Raw genomic sequence first — 17063 nt, 5'->3', positions numbered from 1 at the left:
AGGTAACGAACCGGTGGGTTCGTGCCACAGACGCGCGAAGTCAGCCCGCGCAAACGAGCTGCGGGTAGGAGTTTACACGCTCGGAGCAGGTGCTTTTACCACCCAGCGGCGCTTCGGCCGGTGATCCACAGGTTCGAATTTTCCGACTTCATCTTTCTCGCGCCAGTCCGCTGAACTGGAGAAGATGCGAATCAACGGGGTGGCCGGCGGGGTGGCCGTGGTCGTCGGGCTGCTCTGTGCGCCGTCGGCCGCGGCCGACGAGGGCCGGCTCGGGTGGCCGCTGCAGCCGCGTCCGGCGGTGGTCCGAACGTTCGACGCTCCGTCGCCGAACTGGCAGCGCGGGCACCGCGGGGTTGATCTGGCCGCTTCCGCCGGGCAGCCGGTGTATGCGGCGGCGGCGGGCACGGTCGTCTTCGCCGGTGAGCTCGCGGGCCGGCCGCTGGTGTCGATCGCCCACCCGGGCGGGCTGCGCACCAGCTACGAACCCGTCGATCCCGCCGTGAGGCAGGGCCAGACGGTGGCACAGGGCTCCGCGCTCGGTGTGCTCGTCGCAGGGCATCCGGGGTGTGCCGCAGCCACCTGCCTGCACTGGGGCGCGATGTGGGGGCCGGCGGCGCGCGCCGACTATGTCGATCCGCTGGGGCTGGTGGCCACCACACCGATACGGCTGAAACCGGTGCGCTGAGCATTTCAGGCGAACAATGCTGCGGCGCAGACGGATCGGGCTCACCTATGCGCGCGGATGGGCCTGATCGTGCACGGCACGCAGCCGCGCGACGGTGACGTGGGTGTAGAGCTGGGTGGTGGCCAGCGTCGAGTGGCCCAGCATCTCCTGCACGACGCGCAGGTCGGCACCGCCCTCGAGCAGATGGGTCGCGGCGCTGTGCCGCAACCCGTGCGGCCCGATGTCGGGTGCGCCGTCCACCGCGGCCATCGTCTGGTGCACCACGGTCCGGGCCTGGCGGGGGTCGAGGCGTCCACCTCGGGCACCGAGCAGCAGTGCGGGCCCGGAGCTGGCGGTGACCAGTTCGGGACGACCGTCGGTCAGCCAGGAGGTCAGCGCGGCGTGTGCCGGTTCCCCGTACGGCACGGTGCGCTGCTTGTTGCCCTTGCCCAGTACCCGCACCAGCCGCCGCGACGTGTCGACGTCGTCGATGTCCAGCCCGCAGAGTTCGCTGACGCGGATCCCGGTGGCGTAGAGCAGCTCGACGATGAGGCGATCGCGCAACGCGAGCGGATCCCCCTGCTCCGCACCGGAGGTCGCGGCCTCCATCGCGTCGCGGGCCTGATCCTGGCGCAGCACCGCGGGCAGCGTGCGGTGCGCCTTGGGCACCTGCAGCCGGACCGCCGGATCCTCGGTCAGCAGTCCGCGCCGCACCGCCCAGGCCGTGAACGTCTTGACCGCAGAGGTGCGGCGGGCCAGCGTCGAGCGGGCCGCGCCCGCGCTCGCCTGCGCCGCCAACCAGGATCGCAGGACCGGCAGGGTGATCGCCCCTGGTCCCGCCCCGGGGCGGCGTTCGTCCACGAAGTCGAACAGCGAGCGCAGATCGCCGAGGTAGGCGCGGCGGGTGTGGTCGGAGCGCCCGCGTTCCAGCGCGAGGTATTCGTCGAACTCGTCGAGGTAGGCCTCGATGGCCGGGTCGCTGCGCTCCTGACCGCCGGTCTGCACGCCCCTACCGTGGCAGAACCCCGTCCGGGGTTTCAGAGGACGCGCCGCACCGTGTCCGGAGTGAGATCCGCCAGGCTGCGATAGCCGTCGACGGCCATGATCAGATCGGTCTCGGCCAGCAGCGACCGCAGCACATGCACGAGCCCGTCCTCACCGCCACCTGCCAGACCGTAGGCATAGGGCCTGCCGACCCCGACGGCGGTGGCGCCGAGGGCGAGTGCCTTGACGATGTCGGCACCGCTGCGGATCCCCGAGTCGAACAGGACCGGCAGGCCGTCGGCGGCCGCCACCACCCCGGGCAGGCAGTCCAGTGCCGGCAGTCCCCCGTTGGCCTGACGTCCGCCGTGGGTCGAGCAGTAGATCCCGTCGACGCCGGCGTCCTTGGCGCGGCGCACGTCGTCGGGATGACACAAGCCCTTGAGCACCAGCGGCAGGTCGGTGAGTGAGCGCAGCCAGGGCAGGTCGTCCCACGTGAGCGGATTGCCGAACAGCCCAACCCATTTGAGGACGGCGGCCTGCATGTTCTCCTCCGGCGGCTGGGCCAGGGAGGCCCGGAAGACGGGGTCGCTGGTGTAGTTGGCCAGGCAGCGCCCGCGCAGCTGCGGGAAGTTCGACATCGCAAGGTCGCGCGGTCGCCAGCCCGGGATCCAGGTGTCGAGGGTGACGATGATCGCCTTGTAGCCGGCGGCTTCGGCGCGGTGCACCAGGCTGGCGGCCAGGTCCCGGTCGGTCGGGGTGTACAGCTGGAAGAAGCCCGGCGTGTCGCCGAACTCTGCGGCGACATCCTCCAGCGGGTCCTCGGTGAGCGTGGAGACGGTCATCGGGACCCCCGTGCGCGCCGCGGCACGGGCGGTCGCCAGATCGCCGTGGCCCGTCTGCGAGCAGATGCCGATGACGCCGATCGGCGCCATGAACAGCGGCGACGGCAGCCGCATCCCGAACAGGTCGACGGTGAGGTCACGTTCGGTGGCACCGACGAGCATCCGCGGGATCAGTCCCCAGCGGTCGAACGCGGTGCGGTTGGCGCGCTGGGTCTGTTCGTCCCCGGCCCCGCCGACGACGTAGGACCAGACAGATGGCGGCATCGCCGACTCGGCTTTGGCCTCCCATCCGGCGTAGTCCATCGGGAAATTGGGCAGAATGCCGGACAGGCCCTGCAGATAGATCTCGAGCTGGTAGTTGCCGAAGGTCATGGGGCTAAGCGTGCCATCGACGTGCCAGCCCGACGGTCATCGGGCTGTGCCAGCGTTGGTTCGGCGCGCCCTACGTCGACTCGGCCTCGGCGAGCTCGCGCTTCCACTGCCGGAACGTCTCCTCGGTGCGGCCGCGCCGCCAGTACCCCGAGATCGAGGACGCCCACTTGGGCTCGACCCCGCGTTCCTTGCGGATATAGGGCCGCAGGTTGTGCATCACCGCCTGAGCCTCACCGTGGATGAAGACCTGCACCTGCCCCGGCAACCACGGCGTCTCCTTGACTGCTGCGATCAACGGGGCGTGGTCGCCCGCCACGTCGTCGAAGACCAGATCCGCGCGGCCGCCGCGATAGATCCACGACACGTCGACGCCGGGGGGCGCGTTCAATTCGATCTCGTCTTCCGGACCGGCGACCTCGATGAACACCTTGCCGATCGCATCGTCGGGCAAGGCTTCCAGCGCGACGCTGATCGCCGGTATCGCCGACTCGTCGCCGGCGAACAAATGCCAGTCGGCGGCAGGATCAGGGGCGTAGGCGCCGCTGGGTCCCATCACGAACAAGCGCTGCCCCGGCGCGGCTGATGCCGCCCACGGACCGGCGACGCCGTGTTCGCCGTGCACGACGAAGTCGATGGTGAGCTCCCGCCGTTCGGTGTCGGCGCGGCGAACGGTGTAGGTCCGCACGGTGGGCCGCCGTTCGGGCGGCAGCGCGTTGAAACTGTCCTGCGTCAGAGGCTGCGCGAGTTGCGAGGCGTCGACGTCGTCGGCGACGAACACCAATTTGACGTAGGAGTCCGTGTACTGGCTCGGCGTGAACGTATCGAAGCCGTTGCCGCCGAGTACAACTCGCACGATATGAGGGCCCAGTTGCTCGGTGCGTACCACCTCGAAGGTGTGCACGGGACGTCCTGCCACTTCACTTCCTTTGCTACTCAGCTGTCCTTGACGACTATACGAGCGGAAGCCGCCGCGCAGCGGCCTCCCCGGCCGGGCACTTACCCGCTACGTGACCGCCGATGCCAGCGCCGCCAGTTTCGCGTCGAGTTCGCGGGCCGCGGCCGACAGCTCCGGATTCGGTGTGACCACCATCAGCGACGACGGTTGCACGTAGATGAGGCTGCTGCGGCCCGCGGGCTCGTCGGTGATGAGCAGTTCGTGGTGATCCAGCCGCCGTGGTCCAGCGTCGCGAACAGCATGAACCCGTGCGGCCCGGCGTGCGGTGCGACGCGTGCACGGTAGTCGGCCCAGTCGGTCGATGCCGCGGCGATGTCCTCGATTCTCACGGGTTCCTCGCCGACGTCGGTGTTCAGCGCCCGCACCAGGTCGTCGAACGTCTTGCCGCTGTCGTACCCGATTCGCACACCCTGAAACGGGATCCGTTGCGGCACAACATCGGACATGATCTCTCCCTTATAGCGCGCGTCGCGGGCATCACCTGGACATCGGCGGCCGATGCGCTCACCCCTGGCTCCACGCCGGCGGCCGGTGATTTCATTTCCCCGGGACCGGCTCAGGTCAAGCGCCACTGACCCCCCTCACACTCGACGAGGCCGTCGATCTCCATCAGCGCCAGCGGGCCCAGCACCTGTTCGGGCGCCACCCCGGCACTGACGGCGATCTCGTCGACGGTGCGCACGCCGCGCCGCGGCAACGCCTCGTAAACCTGGCGCTGCACCTCGCTCAAGTGGTCCAACGGCGTGACCGGATGCTCCAGATCGGGGGCAAACTCGCCGATGTGTCCCATCACCTCGACGATCTCCGGCGCGCGCGTCACCAGCACGGTGTGTTCCCGCCGCAGCAACTCGTGACAGCCCGCCGACGCGGTCGAGGTCACCGGGCCCGGAACCACACACACCCGCCGGCCCAGCGACCTGGCCCAGGCCGCGGTGTTGGCCGCCCCGCTGCGCAGCCCCGCCTCGACCACCACCGTCGCGCCCGTCAGCGCGGCCACCAGCCGGTTACGCGTCAGGAACCGGTGCCGCGCAGGGCGCACACCCGGCGGATACTCGCTGACCACGAGGCCGTTACGCGCGATGCGATGCAACAGCGCCGAATGCCCGGCCGGATACGGCACATCCACACCGCACGCCAGCACCGCCACGGTCTGGCCGTCCGACCCGAGCGCCGCGCGGTGCGCCGCGCCGTCGATGCCGTAGGCACCGCCGGATACCACCGCGACGTCACGCTCGACCAATCCTGCGGCGAAGTCCGCGGCGACGTACTCGCCGTAGGCCGTCGCCGCGCGTGTCCCGACGATCGCGACGCTCCGTTCAGTGAGGTCCGCCAAATGTGCAGGGCCCAGCACCCACAGCGCGAGCGGCGCCAGACCCTGCGGTCGCTCGGCATGGTCGACGCCGGCGAACGAACGGAATGCCAGGGTCGGCCACTCCTGGTCCCCGGCGGTCAGCAGCCGCCCGCCCATCCGGTCCAGAGTCTCCAGATCTGTTGCCGCGCAATCGACGGCGTGTCTGGCTTCGGTGGCCCCCAGCAGGTCGCCCCCGACGACGCGGCGGCGGACGCGCTCGGCGGCCGCGACCGCCCCCTCCTCGGACACCAGCTCGGCCAGCGCCTGATTGGGCGGTTCGGCCACCCTCGACAGATAGGCCCACGCCCGGCGCGTGGTCTCGTCCATCAGAACCCCCGTCCCTGACGGAAACTCATCGCGGTGGCGACGTCGTCGAGGTTCGGTGTGGTGCGACCTGCCAGATCGCACAATGTCCACGCGACGCGCATCGCCCGGTCCATGCCGCGGATACTCATGGTTCCGCGGTCCACCGCCGCGCGCAGCGGCTTCATCGCCTGCGGGCTCAGCCGGAACCGGCGCCGCAGCAGAGCTCCGCTGACCTCGGCATTCGTAGTGATCCCGTGTGGTCGCCAACGGTCCTCGGCCGCAGCCCGTGCCGCCCAGACACGCTGCCGGACAACCGAAGTCGTCTCCACTTCCTGATCGGTGAACGTCCCCTCCCGCGACGCGTGCATCTCCACCCGCAGATCCACCCGGTCGACCAACGGCCCGGACAGCTTGCTGCGGTAGCGTCGCTTCTCGGCCACCCCGCAGATGCAGTCGCGGGGATCCGGCGGCGCGCACGGGCAGATGTTCGCGGCCAGGACCAACTGGAAGCGGCAGCGGTAGCACGCCACGCCGTCGCGCCGGGCCAGCCGGATCTCGCCGTCCTCCAACGGGGTTCGCAGCGCCTCCAGCACCGCCGAGTTGATCTCGGCGAACTCGTCGAGGAACAGCACTCCGCGGTGGGCCCGACTGACCGCGCCGGGGCGCGCCATCCCCGAGCCGCCGCCGACGAGCGCGGCGACACTGGTGGTGTGGTGTGGGGCAACAAAGGGCGGCCGGGTGATCAACGGTGCGTCACCGGCCAGCAGACCCGCCACCGAGTGGATCGCGGTGACCTCGAGTGACTCGGCATCCGACAGGGGCGGCAACAGTCCCGGAAGCCGCTGCGCCAGCATGGTTTTCCCGACCCCGGGCGGGCCGGTCATCAACAGGTTGTGAGCGCCCGCTGCGGCCACCTCGACCGCATAGCGCGCCTGGGTCTGCCCGATCACATCGGCGAGGTCGGGCACCTGCTCGGCCATCTGCGGTATCTGCTCGACCGGCCGCTCCAGATCCCCTGTGCCGGCCAGCCACGCGTGCAGCTGCCGCAGGGTGCCCACGCCCCACACCTCGATTCCGTCGACGAGGCTCGCCTCGGCCACGTTGGCCATCGGCACCACCGCCGCCGGCCAGCCCTGTCGCTGGGCGGCCAGCACCGCGGGCAGCACGCCGTTGATCGGGCGCACCCGCCCGTCCAATGCCAGCTCGCCGAGCAGCACCGTCTTCTCCAGCCGCGGCCAGGACTTCTTCTGGTCGGCCGACAACACCGCCGCAGCCAGCGCGATGTCGTAGACCGAACCCATCTTCGGCAACGTCGCCGGTGACAACCCCAGCGTCAGCCGCGCCATCGGCCACTCGAAGCCGCAGTTGCTGATCGCCGCGCGGACCCGGTCACGCGACTCCCGCAGCGCGGCGTCGGCCAGACCGACCAGATACACCCCGGGCAGGCCCGAGGAGATGTCAGCCTCGATCTCCACGATCTCGCCCTCGACCCCGCGCACCGCCACCGAGAACGCCCGGCCCAGCGTCCCCATCACCCCACCGCCTTCACATGGGTGAGCTCCGGGGTGCGCCGGCGCCCGACCCGCACGGTGATCACGTCGACCCGCACCGCAGCCCAGCGCTCGCTCTGGGTGGCCAGCCACAGCCCGGCCAGTCTCCGCAACCGGCGCACCTTGGCCGGGGACACCGCCTGCGCGACCCCGCCGTAGTGCTCAGTGGTGCGGGTCTTCACCTCGACGAACACCACCACGCGGCCGTCCGCGGCGATGACGTCCAATTCCCCGTAGCGGCAGCGCCAATTACGCGCCAGCACCCGCAACCCCAAAGCCTGCAGGTACTCCACCGCGAGCTGTTCGCCCAGCGCCCCGATCTCGGCGCGGCTTTCTGTTCCGGTCATACAGCCACCGTTGTCGATGGCGCCGACAGAACCGCCGACCCATCCCCAGACCCGAATCGATCCCCAGAATGCGACAGTTGTGGGAACCCACAGTTTCTGTGAGAGGACAGATCTGGCATATCCGGCTCGCCGCCACCACGCGAGTGTCACGCTGGTGACACCGAGGTCGTCTCTGGGGAAGATGCGGTGGCACCAACGGGAAGCCGTCGTCGCTCTGGAACTTCGCGGCGAACACCGCGCTGCCGCATCCACCGAGAACCAGCCAGAACGTTCCGATGAACTCGGCTGCAAGACGATGAAAAAGTGTGGGATCGCGCATGGTGCCGCACTCCTGCGAACCCGATACCCCAGAACCTGCGCGATCCAGTAGGACGGCAGTGCCCTCCATTCCACCCGTCGCGCCAGGGCTGCGCCCAGCGTCACCGCGGGGTTGAAATGCCCGCCGGAGATCGTGCCGAACGCGTACACACCGGTGAGGTCTGCTCGCCGGCCTGGTGATCTTCGTGGTCGCGCGCGGCCGAGCCGGCTGGACGGCGACCGGCAACATGGCCGCCAACGGATACGGCGCCCACTCCCCCGGCGGCTACACACTGTGGGCGGTGCTCCTCGCCGAGGTCGTTCTGACCTTCATGTTCCTGCTGGTGATCCTCGGCGCCACCGATGATCGCGCGCCCAAGGGATTCGCCGGACTGGCGATCGGCCTGACGCTCACACTCATCCACCTCATTTCCATCCCGATTTCGAACACCTCGGTCAACCCGGCGCGCTCGACCGGCGTCGCCTTCTTCAACGGCGACGGCGCACCCGCGCAGTTGTGGGTGTTCTGGCTGGCTCCTCTGATCGGCGCCGCGATCGCCGGGCTGGCCTACCCGTTCCTGTTCGGCCACCGGGAAGAACTGGCCGACCGCCCGGTGCGCACCGACTCATTGGATGTCGACCTGGAAGTCGACGACACCCGCTGACTCTCGGCGGGCTCTGCGGACGATCGCTACGCTCCGCTGACGCCGGACGCCCGTCTTCGGGAACGTCGTTTCACCGGCGTCAAATCGGGGGATCCCGGGACCATCAGTCGACCAGGAGGACCTCCGATGGGCACCCGACCTTCTGCAGCGTCGCTGCACCGCTCCGCCCACGGCGCCGCCGACCGCGCCACCGACAGCGGCGCGTTCGAGTATCTTGCCCGGGCGGGTTTCGCCGCCAGCGGTGTGTTGCACCTGCTGGTCGGCTTCATCATCGCCCGGCTGGCGTTCGTCGGCGGCGGGTCTCCTCAGGGCAACGCCGACCAGTCCGGTGCGCTAGCCACGCTGGCCCACCAGACCGGCGGCACCGTCATCCTGTGGGCGGCGGCGGCGGGACTGGTGGCTCTGGGGTTGTGGCGCGTCGCGGAGGCCGTGATCGGCGCCAAACCGGGTGAGAGTTCCGGGCGCCGGGGCGACAACCCGGCATGGAAACGGGGCAAGGCTCTGGCGCTGGCCGCGGTGAACTTCGCGATCGCGTTCTCGGCCGCCCGCTACGCGATGGGCTCCGGCCAGTCCAGCACCCAGCAGAACGCCGGTATGTCCGCACAGCTGATGCAGTCCGGGTGGGGCAAGGCCGTGCTGATCGCCGTCGGCGTCGGCGTCGCCGCGGTCGGCGCCTACCACGTGTACAAGGGCGTATCGGAGAAATTCCTGGACGACCTGCGCGTCTCGGGTGGCACCGCGGTCACCGCGATCGGCATCACCGGATACGTGGCCAAGGGTCTGGTCCTGGCCGGTGCCGGTCTGCTCGTCGTGATCGCGACCCTGCAGGCCGATCCGTCCAAGGCCACCGGCCTGGACGCCGCGGTCAAGACGCTGGGTCAGGCGCCGTTCGGAAAAGTACTGCTGATCGCCGCGGCGCTGGGTATCGCCGCGTTCGGTGTCTACAGCTTCATCAGGAGCCGGTACAGCCGGATGTGACGGCTGGGGCCCCGAGGTGAGGTGAGGGTATCTTCACTCGGGTGGACAGGCTGGTCGACCATCTGCGCGGTCACGGTGACCGTCCCGCGCTGTTCACCGTCGACCAGCAGCTCAGCTACCGCGAGCTCGCACAACGGGTCGACGACTGCGCGCAGACGCTGGGACCGCGTCGTCGGCTGATCCTGCTGGAAACCAGGAACGACGTCACCGCGCTGGTCCGCTACCTCGGTGCGCTGGCGGGCGGACACGTCGTACTGCCCGTCCCCGCCGGGCGCGACCACAGCGACATGATCGCCACCTATCAGCCCGACGTGGTCATGAACACCGCAGGCGTTCACGTCCACTCCGAGGCGGCCCATACACTGCACGACGACCTCGCGCTGGTGATGTCCACGTCGGGCAGCACCGGCTCTCCCAAGCTGGTCCGGCTGTCGCGCACCAACCTGCTCGCCAATGCCAGGTCGATCGCCGAATATCTGCAGATCCGCCAAACCGACCGCGCCGCAACCACCTTGCCGATGTCGTACTGCTACGGCCTGTCGGTCATCCACAGCCATCTGCTCATCGGCGCGGCGCTGATCCTGACCGAGAAGTCGGTGACCGACGACTGTTTCTGGGAGTTGTTCAACGGCCGACGCGGCACCACCTTCGCCGGCGTCCCATACACCTTCGAACTGCTCGACCGAATCGGCTTCGAGTCCCTTCACCTGCCGGATCTGCGCTACGTCACCCAGGCCGGCGGCCGGATGGCCCCCGAGCGGGTCCGCAGATACGCAGCCCTCGCCGACCGGCAGGGTTGGGAGCTGTACGTGATGTACGGAGCCACCGAAGCCACGGCCCGCATGGCCTACCTACCCCCCGATCTCGCCCGAACGCGCAGCACCGCGATCGGGCGCCCGATCCCGGGTGGGTCGTTTGCCCTCGAACCCGTCGACGAGTGGCCCGAGCCCGGCGCCGGCGAGCTGGTGTACCGGGGCGCCAACGTGATGATGGGCTACGCCCATCACCCGGCCGACCTCGCCCGCGGCCCGGAACTCGACGCACTGCGCACCGGTGACATCGCCCGCCGGGGCGCCGACGGGTTGTACGAGGTGATCGGCCGCAGAAGCCGGTTCGTGAAGATGTACGGTCTGCGCCTCGACCTCCAGCAGCTCGAGGACACGCTGGGCGACGCCGGGGTGCGCGCGCTGTGCACCGACAACGGCGACCGCCTCGCCGTGGTGGCCACCGCCGACCACGACGCGGACGAGGTGCGACGCATTGCGGCCGGCGCGGCCGGGGTACCGGCGGGCGCCGTCGACGTCGCCTGCGTGCGCGAACTGCCCACCTTGCCGACCGGCAAGCCCGACTACCGCGCCGCCCGGGCCCTGACCGCGCGCGCTCCCCGCCCGGCGCAGCACGACGGTGACCTGCGGCGGCTCTTCGCCGACGTACTGCATCTCGACCCGGACACGATCGACGACCACGCCAGCTTCGTCGATCTCGGTGGCAACTCACTGAGCTACGTCACCATGTCGGTACGGCTGGAGCGCACCCTCGGTCGGCTGCCCGCCGACTGGCAGCGACTGTCGCTTTGCGAACTGCAGAACCTGCCCGCGCCGCGACGGCCACGGTGGCAGGTGTGGGCCGGCACGCTGGAGACCAGCGTGGCGCTGCGCGCCGTGGCGATCCTGCTGATCGTCGGTTCGCACGCCGAACTTTTCGAGCTGTGGGGCGGCGCGCACATCCTCCTCGGCGTCGCCGGCTACAATTTCGGCCGGTTCTGCCTGACGCCGCTACCACGCACCACCCGCATCAGGCACCTGCGCGCCACGATCGCGTGGGTCGCGGTCCCGTCGATGCTGTGGGTGGCGTTCACGCTCGCCGTCACCGATGACTATCACGCGTCGAACCTGTTGCTGGCCAACAAGTTCCTCGGGCCGCACGACAGCATGACCGCCGGGCGGCTGTGGTTCGTCGAAGTGCTGGTGTGGACGCTGATCGCGCTGGCCGCGCTGTTCTGGATACCGGCCGCCGACCGCCTGGAACGCCGCCATCCATTCGCCGTCGCGATGGCGTTCCTGGCATTGGGAATGCTGCTGCGTTACGGCGTTCTCGGCGGCGACACCAGAGACGCCTGGTTCACGATGTTGGCGTTCTGGTTCTTCGCGGCGGGATGGGCCGCCGCGAAGGCCTCCACCGCGTGGCAGCGCGCCGCCGTCACCGCGGTGCTGTTGGCCGGCATAATCGGCTACTTCGACGACCCACTCCGCCAGTTCCTGGTGTTCACCGGTCTGGCGCTGTTGATCTGGCTGCCCGCGGTCCGCTGCCCATCGGGTGTCGCCGTGGTGGCCGGTGTCATCGCCGAAGCGTCGCTGTACACCTATCTGACGCACTACCAGATCTATCCGCTGTTCGGCAGCCACGAACTGGTCGGCATCGTCGCCTCGGTCGTCGTGGGTGTCACGGTGTCCGCGGCGGTCACCCTGGCCCGGCAGCGGTGGCATGAGCGCAGACTCAGCCGGCCGGGTCCGGCGCGGGCTCCCGCTCTGCGATGAGTCCCTCCTGAACGAGGGTCGCCGCGACGACGCCGTCGGCGCCGATGAGGCTGGCGGTCACCACGCCGCGGCCCCGCGCGGCGGCCGGTGACCGGCACTCGAGCAGGTTCCATTGGTCGGCACGCAGCTCCCGGTGGAACCACACCGACGAATCGGTGGTGCCGCTGCGGTGGGTGCGCGCCCGCATCGAATGGCCGTGGACCTGCAGGGCGGGATCGATCAGGTACACATCGGTGACGTAGACGGCGACGAGCGTGTGCAGCAACGTCTCGTCGGGCAGGTCGACAGTGGTCCGCCACCACAGCCGCCGGACGAAGTCCTCGCCGGTGCCGGAGTCGACGAAGCGGAGGTCGAGTTCGTCCAGCGGCATCGACGGCGCCGGCCCGGCCGGCCCGGTCTTCGGCAGCGTGCCGGGATCCACCTCCGGCCGTATCCTGCGGCCGTGTTCGGGACCGGGCAGCGCGGCCGCGAAAGACACCGTGGCCGTGGTGAGCAGCCGCCCGTTCTGCGCGGAGTCGATCCGCCGGGATGCAGCGGTACGGCCGTCGTGGACCTTAGCCACCCGGTAGTCGACCGGTTCACCGGCCTCGCCGCCGCGCAGGAACTGCAGGTGCATCGCCGTCGGCGCCTTCGCGGGGTCCACGGTGCGGGCGGCCGCCGCGAGGCTCTGCGCCACCAGCTGTCCCCCGTAGGCGCGTTTTCCCGCCGGCCCGCCGGCACGCCCCCGCCAGGTGTCGGGCCCGCTCGCGGTGACGTCAAGCAACTCGCGCAGCACGCTCACGCGACGGTGCCCGACCCGTACAGGTCGTCGATCTGGCCGCGGTCCATGGCCAACCAGTCCCCCAGTACCGCGGCGGTGTCGTCGCCGAGTGCCGGGGCGGGCACAGCGCGCGGATAGGCGCCGTCGATCGACACCGGGAGACCGGCCGCCAGGTAACGGCCCACCCGCGGCTGATCGAGCTCGGTGAACAGCGGGTTGTGGGTCACCCGGGGATCGGCGGCGGTCTCACCGAAGGTCTGGTAGCGCTCCCACAGCACCGATGTCGTCGACAGCGCGGTCGCGATCTCGGCGCCGGTGCGGGCGCTGAACCACTCGGCGAACAACGCGCTCAACGCTTCCCGGTGCCGGTACCGCTCACCCTCGTCGGAGAAGTCGACCCCCAGCGAATGTGCGAGCGCGGCAACGGCTTCGGTGGTCCCGGTCAGGGAGGTCAGGTCACGGAAGTGCCGGCCGGTCAGCGCGACGACCATGTAGGAGACTCCGTCGCTGCTGGTGAAGTTCTGCCCGTAGGTGCCGTAGACGGCGTTGCCGATGCGTTGGCGCGAGGTGCCGTTGATCATCGCCTCGGTGAGCAGGCTGAGGTTGCCCGCGGTCGCCAGCGCGACGTTCTCCAGCGGGATGCTGACCTGCTGGCCGCGCCCGGTGGCGTCGCGGTGGCGCAACGCAGTGAGCACCGAGAGTGCCGCGTAGAGACCGCAGCTCACGTCCCACGCCGGAAGCACGTGATTGACCGGGGTGCTCAGCTCCGCCGGACCGGTCACCAACGGGAACCCGATGGCGGCGTTCACCGTGTAGTCGACTCCGGTGCCGCCGTCGTGGCGCCCGGACACCTCGACATGGATCAGGTCGGGGCGCACCCTGGCCAGAGTCTCGTAGGAATGCCATTGCCGCCCAGCGACATTGGTGATGAACACGCCAGCATCGGCGACCAGGCGGGTGACCAGTTCCTGCCCGTCCTCGGAGCGCATGTCCACGGCCAGCGACCGCTTGCCCTTGTTCAGGCCGGCCCAGTAGATGCTGTCGCCGGATTCGGTGAGCGGCCAGCGGCGGTAGTCCGCAGCCCCGCCGACCGGATCGACGCGCAGCACCTCGGCGCCGAGCTGAGCCAGGGTCATCCCCGCCAACGGGACTGCCACGAAGCTCGAGATCTCGACGACCCGTACTCCGGCCAACGGCCGCGCCGGGTCGGGCGCTGATTCGGTCATCCGCTCAAGCTAGCAAGCGCCGGATCACACCAACTCGATCGCCTCGGCGATCGACGGCAGCACCCGGCTGGGGCGGAACGGGTAGCGCTCGACGTCCTCGATGGTCGTCGACCCGGTCAGCACCAGGATGGTCTCCAGCCCGGCCTCGATACCCGCCACCACGTCGGTGTCCATCCGGTCCCCGACCATCACGGTGGATTCAGAATGCGCCGCAATGCGGTTCAGCGCGCTGCGGAACATCATCGGGTTCGGCTTGCCCACGAAATACGGTTCCCGCCCGGTGGCCTTGGTGATCATGGCCGCGACCGATCCGGTGGCCGGCAACGGCCCCTCGGCCGACGGTCCGGTGACGTCTGGGTTGGTCGCGATGAACCGCGCACCACCCAGGATGAGGCGCACGGCCTTGGTGATCGCTTCGAACGAGTAGGTGCGGGTCTCGCCGAGCACCACGAAGTCCGGCGAGATGTCGGTCAATGTGTAACCCGCCTCGTGTAGTGCCGTGGTCAACCCCGCTTCCCCGATCACGTAGGCGGAGCCGCCGGGCAGCTGGTCGGCCAGAAACGCCGCGGTCGCCAGCGCGGAGGTCCAGATCGAGCCCTCCGGGACGGCCAGCCCGGAGCGGACCAGCCGGGCGGCTAGATCCCGGGGGGTGAAGATCGAATTGTTGGTGAGCACCAGGAACGGCCGCTCCCGGTCGATGAGACGCTGCAGGAATTCTGCAGCACCCGGAAGCGCGTGTTCTTCGCGGACGAGCACGCCGTCCATGTCGGTCAGCCAGCACTGCGGTGTGGAACGCACGCCCTCCAGTGTGTCAGCCGTGGCTACCGGGCAAGCTACTCGGGCAGCCGCAGTTCGGGCTTCTCGACCTCTTCGATGTTGACGTCCTTGAACGTGATCACCCGGACCTGCTTGACGAACCGCGCCGGCCGGTACATGTCCCAGACCCACGCGTCGCCCAACCGCAGCTCGAAGTACACCTCGCCGTCGGCGTTGCGCGGGATCATCTCGACGCTGTTGGCCAGATAGAACCGCCGCTCGGTCTCCACGACATAGCTGAACTGCCCGACGATGTCCTTGTACTCGCGGTAGAGCGAGAGCTCCATCTCGGTTTCGTACTTCTCGAGATCTTCGGCACTCATCGGCTCAGCTGTCCTTCGGGTTGATCGCCGTCCATCGGCATGTCCACCAGCATTGTCCCGCACACCAGTTCTGCATGCTCTTGGGGTTCCCCGTCGATCACCAAACGCCGCACATTGATGAACGAGTACCGGTGCTGACGGGACGGACCGAGCCGGTTCAGCGCCGCACTGTGGGCGCGCGTGCTGTATCCCTTGTGCTCGGCGAAACCGTAGCCTGGGTGCTCGTCTTCCATCGCCACCATCAACCGGTCGCGGCTCACCTTGGCCAGCACACTGGCTGCGGCGATGCAGGCCGCGGCCGCATCGCCGCCCACCACCGGCAACGACGGCATCGGCAGACCTGGCACCCGGAATCCGTCCGAGAGCACGTACCCCGGCCGCACCGACAACCCGGCGACCGCGCGCCTCATCCCCTCGATGTTGGCCACGTGCACCCCGCGCCGGTCCACTTCCTCCGACGGGATGAACACCACGTGGTAGGCCAGCGCGTAGCGGCGGATCAGCGGGAACAGTCGTTCACGCTCGGCTTCGTTGAGCTTCTTCGAGTCGTCGAGGGCAGCCAGGCTCTCCAGCCGATTGGGTCCGAGCACACATGCGGCCACGACCAGCGGGCCGGCGCAGGCGCCGCGGCCGACTTCGTCGACGCCGGCGACCGGACCCAGGCCGGCCCGGTAGAGCGCCGACTCCAGGGTCCGCAGTCCCGACGCTTTGCGGATGACGGTCCGTGGCGGCCAGACAGGCACGTGTCCCCCGTTAAGTCTGCGGGTTCACCGAGCTCACAGCGCCCCACCGCCCGGGCGGCCAGGCGATGAACCGGGCCTTTCCGATGACATTCTCCTCCGGGATCGTCCCGGCCGTCGGGTCACCGGTGCAGAGCAGGCCGCGCTGTGCGTCGGCGGGCACGTTCGCGCAATGCGTCCGCGAGTCGGCCGAATGGGTGCGGTTGTCGCCCATCACCCACAGCCGGCCCTCGGGCACGGTCACCGGCCCGAACTCGTTGCCCAGGCACGGGTACACCGCGGGGTCGGCCATCATCGTCTCGGGATCGAGGTACGGCTCGTTCAGCCGCTTGCCGTCGACCGTCAGACCGGTGTCGACCCGGCACTGCACGGTCTGTCCGCCCACGGCGATGATCCGCTTCACCAGATCGTTCTGGTCGGGAGGCACGAAACCGACGACCGACAGCGCGTTCTGCACCCATCGAACCGCGGTGTTGTCGGAGCGGATCGATTTGTAGCCGATGCTCCAGTTGGGCGGACCCTTGAAGACGACGACGTCGCCGGGCTCGGGCGAGGAGAACCGGTAGGTCAGCTTGTCGACCATGATCCGGTCACCCACACACCCGTTGCAGCCGTGCAGGGTCGGCTCCATCGACTCCGACGGGATCAGGTAGGGCCGCGCGATGAACGTCAGCATCACGTAGTACAGCACCAGCGCGATGCTGATGAGGATCGCAGCCTCACGGACCGCACCGCGCTTCTTCTTGCCCGGCAACTCGTCGCTCTCGGTCGCGACGGGATCGGGCTTTTCGAGTGTGCGCTCGGCGGACGAATCGTCGGGACCCGAGGATCCCGCGGGCCCGGAGGGGTCGGAAGCGGATGTCACGGGATCAGCGTAGCCACCGCGGCGTCACCGCCTGCGCGGTGAGCAGGCTCAGCGCTTTTCCTTGATCTTGGCCTTCTTGCCACGCAGCTCGCGCAGGTAGTACAGCTTGGCCCGGCGGACATCACCGCGGGTGAGCACGTCGATGTGATCGATGTTGGGCGAGTGCACGGGGAAGGTGCGCTCGACGCCGACGCCGTAGCTCTCCTTGCGGACCGTGAACGTCTCGCGAACCCCGCCACCCTGACGGCGGAGGACGACACCCTTGAAGACCTGGATGCGTTCCTTGGAGCCCTCGATGACCTTCACGTGGACGTTGACGGTGTCACCGGGGCCAAAGTCCGGGACATCGTCACGCAACGACGCCTGGTCGACGAAATCCAGCGTGTTCATCGGTGACACTTCCTTGCTGTTCGCGGCTCCGTACCGGCGTCGTGGTGACGCACACGGGACCGATGGGGTTTCGGACGTCTTGGGCAGGTCGTGCG

Annotated in this window: 16 protein-coding genes and 4 pseudogenes; 4 read left to right on the top strand and 16 right to left on the bottom strand. The window is 69.4% G+C overall.

The genetic code is table 11. The features are described from left to right. The first annotated feature begins 184 nt into the window (after nucleotides 1–184). Nucleotides 185–685 carry a M23 family metallopeptidase gene (locus tag KXD97_RS18385; protein ID WP_260751486.1) on the top strand — a complete coding sequence of 167 codons (501 nt, stop codon included), beginning with the start codon at nucleotides 185–187 and terminating at the stop codon, nucleotides 683–685. Nucleotides 686–730: 45 nt separating this feature from the next. Here KXD97_RS18385 and KXD97_RS18380 read toward each other — a convergent pair whose 3' ends face one another. The 9 genes and pseudogenes from KXD97_RS18380 to KXD97_RS33320 all read right to left on the bottom strand — a co-directional run. Then, on the bottom strand, nucleotides 731–1633 hold the full coding sequence (locus tag KXD97_RS18380) for a tyrosine recombinase XerC (RefSeq protein ID WP_260758039.1): 903 nt from the start codon (nucleotides 1631–1633) through the stop codon (nucleotides 731–733). A 68-nt stretch (nucleotides 1634–1701) separates the two neighbouring features. Next, entirely contained in the window at nucleotides 1702–2862 is a 1161-nt protein-coding gene (locus tag KXD97_RS18375) for a lactate 2-monooxygenase (protein WP_260751485.1), read from the bottom strand. A 70-nt stretch (nucleotides 2863–2932) separates the two neighbouring features. Beyond that, nucleotides 2933–3778: a siderophore-interacting protein gene (locus KXD97_RS18370; RefSeq protein ID WP_260751484.1), complete on the bottom strand. Its 846-nt coding sequence runs from the start codon at nucleotides 3776–3778 to the stop codon at nucleotides 2933–2935. Nucleotides 3779–3865: 87 nt separating this feature from the next. Next, a pseudogene (locus tag KXD97_RS18365) lies at nucleotides 3866–4263 on the bottom strand (hypothetical protein). Between the two features lie 110 nt (nucleotides 4264–4373). Continuing rightward, nucleotides 4374–5495 (bottom strand): DNA-processing protein DprA, encoded by a 1122-nt coding sequence (gene dprA / locus KXD97_RS18360; protein ID WP_260751483.1) that lies wholly within the window; start codon nucleotides 5493–5495, stop codon nucleotides 4374–4376. Continuing rightward, nucleotides 5495–7006, bottom strand: coding sequence for a YifB family Mg chelatase-like AAA ATPase (locus tag KXD97_RS18355; protein WP_260751482.1), 1512 nt, complete (start codon nucleotides 7004–7006; stop codon nucleotides 5495–5497). The genes dprA and KXD97_RS18355 overlap by 1 nt, the downstream gene beginning before the upstream one ends. Next, nucleotides 7006–7371 carry a YraN family protein gene (locus KXD97_RS18350; RefSeq protein ID WP_260751481.1) on the bottom strand — a complete coding sequence of 122 codons (366 nt, stop codon included), beginning with the start codon at nucleotides 7369–7371 and terminating at the stop codon, nucleotides 7006–7008. Before KXD97_RS18350 ends, KXD97_RS18355 begins: the two co-directional genes overlap by 1 nt. Nucleotides 7372–7570: 199 nt before the next feature. Then, nucleotides 7571–7690: pseudogene (locus tag KXD97_RS18345) on the bottom strand (aquaporin); the annotation flags it as partial. Nucleotides 7691–7716: 26 nt separating this feature from the next. Further along, nucleotides 7717–7848, bottom strand: a pseudogene (locus KXD97_RS33320) (aquaporin); the annotation flags it as partial. On the opposite strand from KXD97_RS33320, the pseudogene KXD97_RS18340 reads away from it, so the two are divergent. The 3 genes and pseudogenes from KXD97_RS18340 to KXD97_RS18330 form a co-directional block, all read left to right on the top strand. Further along, nucleotides 7848–8333, top strand: a pseudogene (locus KXD97_RS18340) (aquaporin); the annotation flags it as partial. The pseudogenes KXD97_RS33320 and KXD97_RS18340 sit on opposite strands and share 1 nt — an antisense overlap. A 126-nt stretch (nucleotides 8334–8459) precedes the next feature. After that, nucleotides 8460–9311: a DUF1206 domain-containing protein gene (locus tag KXD97_RS18335; RefSeq protein ID WP_260751480.1), complete on the top strand. Its 852-nt coding sequence runs from the start codon at nucleotides 8460–8462 to the stop codon at nucleotides 9309–9311. Nucleotides 9312–9352: 41 nt separating this feature from the next. After that, a complete protein-coding gene (locus KXD97_RS18330) occupies nucleotides 9353–11848 on the top strand; it encodes an AMP-binding protein (RefSeq protein WP_260751479.1) in 2496 nt (831 codons plus the stop codon). Here the strand turns inward: KXD97_RS18330 and KXD97_RS18325 are convergent. From KXD97_RS18325 to rplS, 7 genes are read right to left on the bottom strand one after another with little or no spacing between them, the layout of a single operon-like run. Then, the gene (locus tag KXD97_RS18325; RefSeq protein ID WP_260751478.1) at nucleotides 11808–12629 is read right to left on the bottom strand and encodes an acyl-CoA thioesterase II; all 822 of its coding nucleotides are present in this window, start codon (nucleotides 12627–12629) and stop codon (nucleotides 11808–11810) included. The two genes, KXD97_RS18330 and KXD97_RS18325, sit on opposite strands and share 41 nt — an antisense overlap. Further along, on the bottom strand, nucleotides 12626–13834 hold the full coding sequence (locus KXD97_RS18320; RefSeq protein WP_260751477.1) for a CoA transferase: 1209 nt from the start codon (nucleotides 13832–13834) through the stop codon (nucleotides 12626–12628). Before KXD97_RS18320 ends, KXD97_RS18325 begins: the two co-directional genes overlap by 4 nt. A gap of 24 nt (nucleotides 13835–13858) precedes the next feature. After that, nucleotides 13859–14632, bottom strand: coding sequence for an HAD-IIA family hydrolase (locus KXD97_RS18315; RefSeq protein ID WP_260751476.1), 774 nt, complete (start codon nucleotides 14630–14632; stop codon nucleotides 13859–13861). 35 nt (nucleotides 14633–14667) lie between these two features. Further along, on the bottom strand, nucleotides 14668–14973 hold the full coding sequence (locus KXD97_RS18310; protein ID WP_011895015.1) for a DUF2469 domain-containing protein: 306 nt from the start codon (nucleotides 14971–14973) through the stop codon (nucleotides 14668–14670). After that, nucleotides 14970–15716 carry a ribonuclease HII gene (locus tag KXD97_RS18305; RefSeq protein ID WP_260751475.1) on the bottom strand — a complete coding sequence of 249 codons (747 nt, stop codon included), beginning with the start codon at nucleotides 15714–15716 and terminating at the stop codon, nucleotides 14970–14972. Before KXD97_RS18305 ends, KXD97_RS18310 begins: the two co-directional genes overlap by 4 nt. A 10-nt stretch (nucleotides 15717–15726) precedes the next feature. Beyond that, nucleotides 15727–16578: a signal peptidase I gene (gene lepB / locus KXD97_RS18300; protein WP_260751474.1), complete on the bottom strand. Its 852-nt coding sequence runs from the start codon at nucleotides 16576–16578 to the stop codon at nucleotides 15727–15729. Nucleotides 16579–16626: 48 nt separating this feature from the next. Continuing rightward, nucleotides 16627–16968 (bottom strand): 50S ribosomal protein L19, encoded by a 342-nt coding sequence (gene rplS, locus KXD97_RS18295; protein ID WP_260751473.1) that lies wholly within the window; start codon nucleotides 16966–16968, stop codon nucleotides 16627–16629. Nucleotides 16969–17063: the final 95 nt, after the last annotated feature.

Source organism: Mycobacterium sp. SMC-8 (genome assembly GCF_025263565.1).
Taxonomy (GTDB): Bacteria; Actinomycetota; Actinomycetes; order Mycobacteriales; family Mycobacteriaceae; genus Mycobacterium.
Note: the sequence above shows the minus strand (reverse complement) of the source record. Positions and strands in the feature narration are given on the sequence as shown.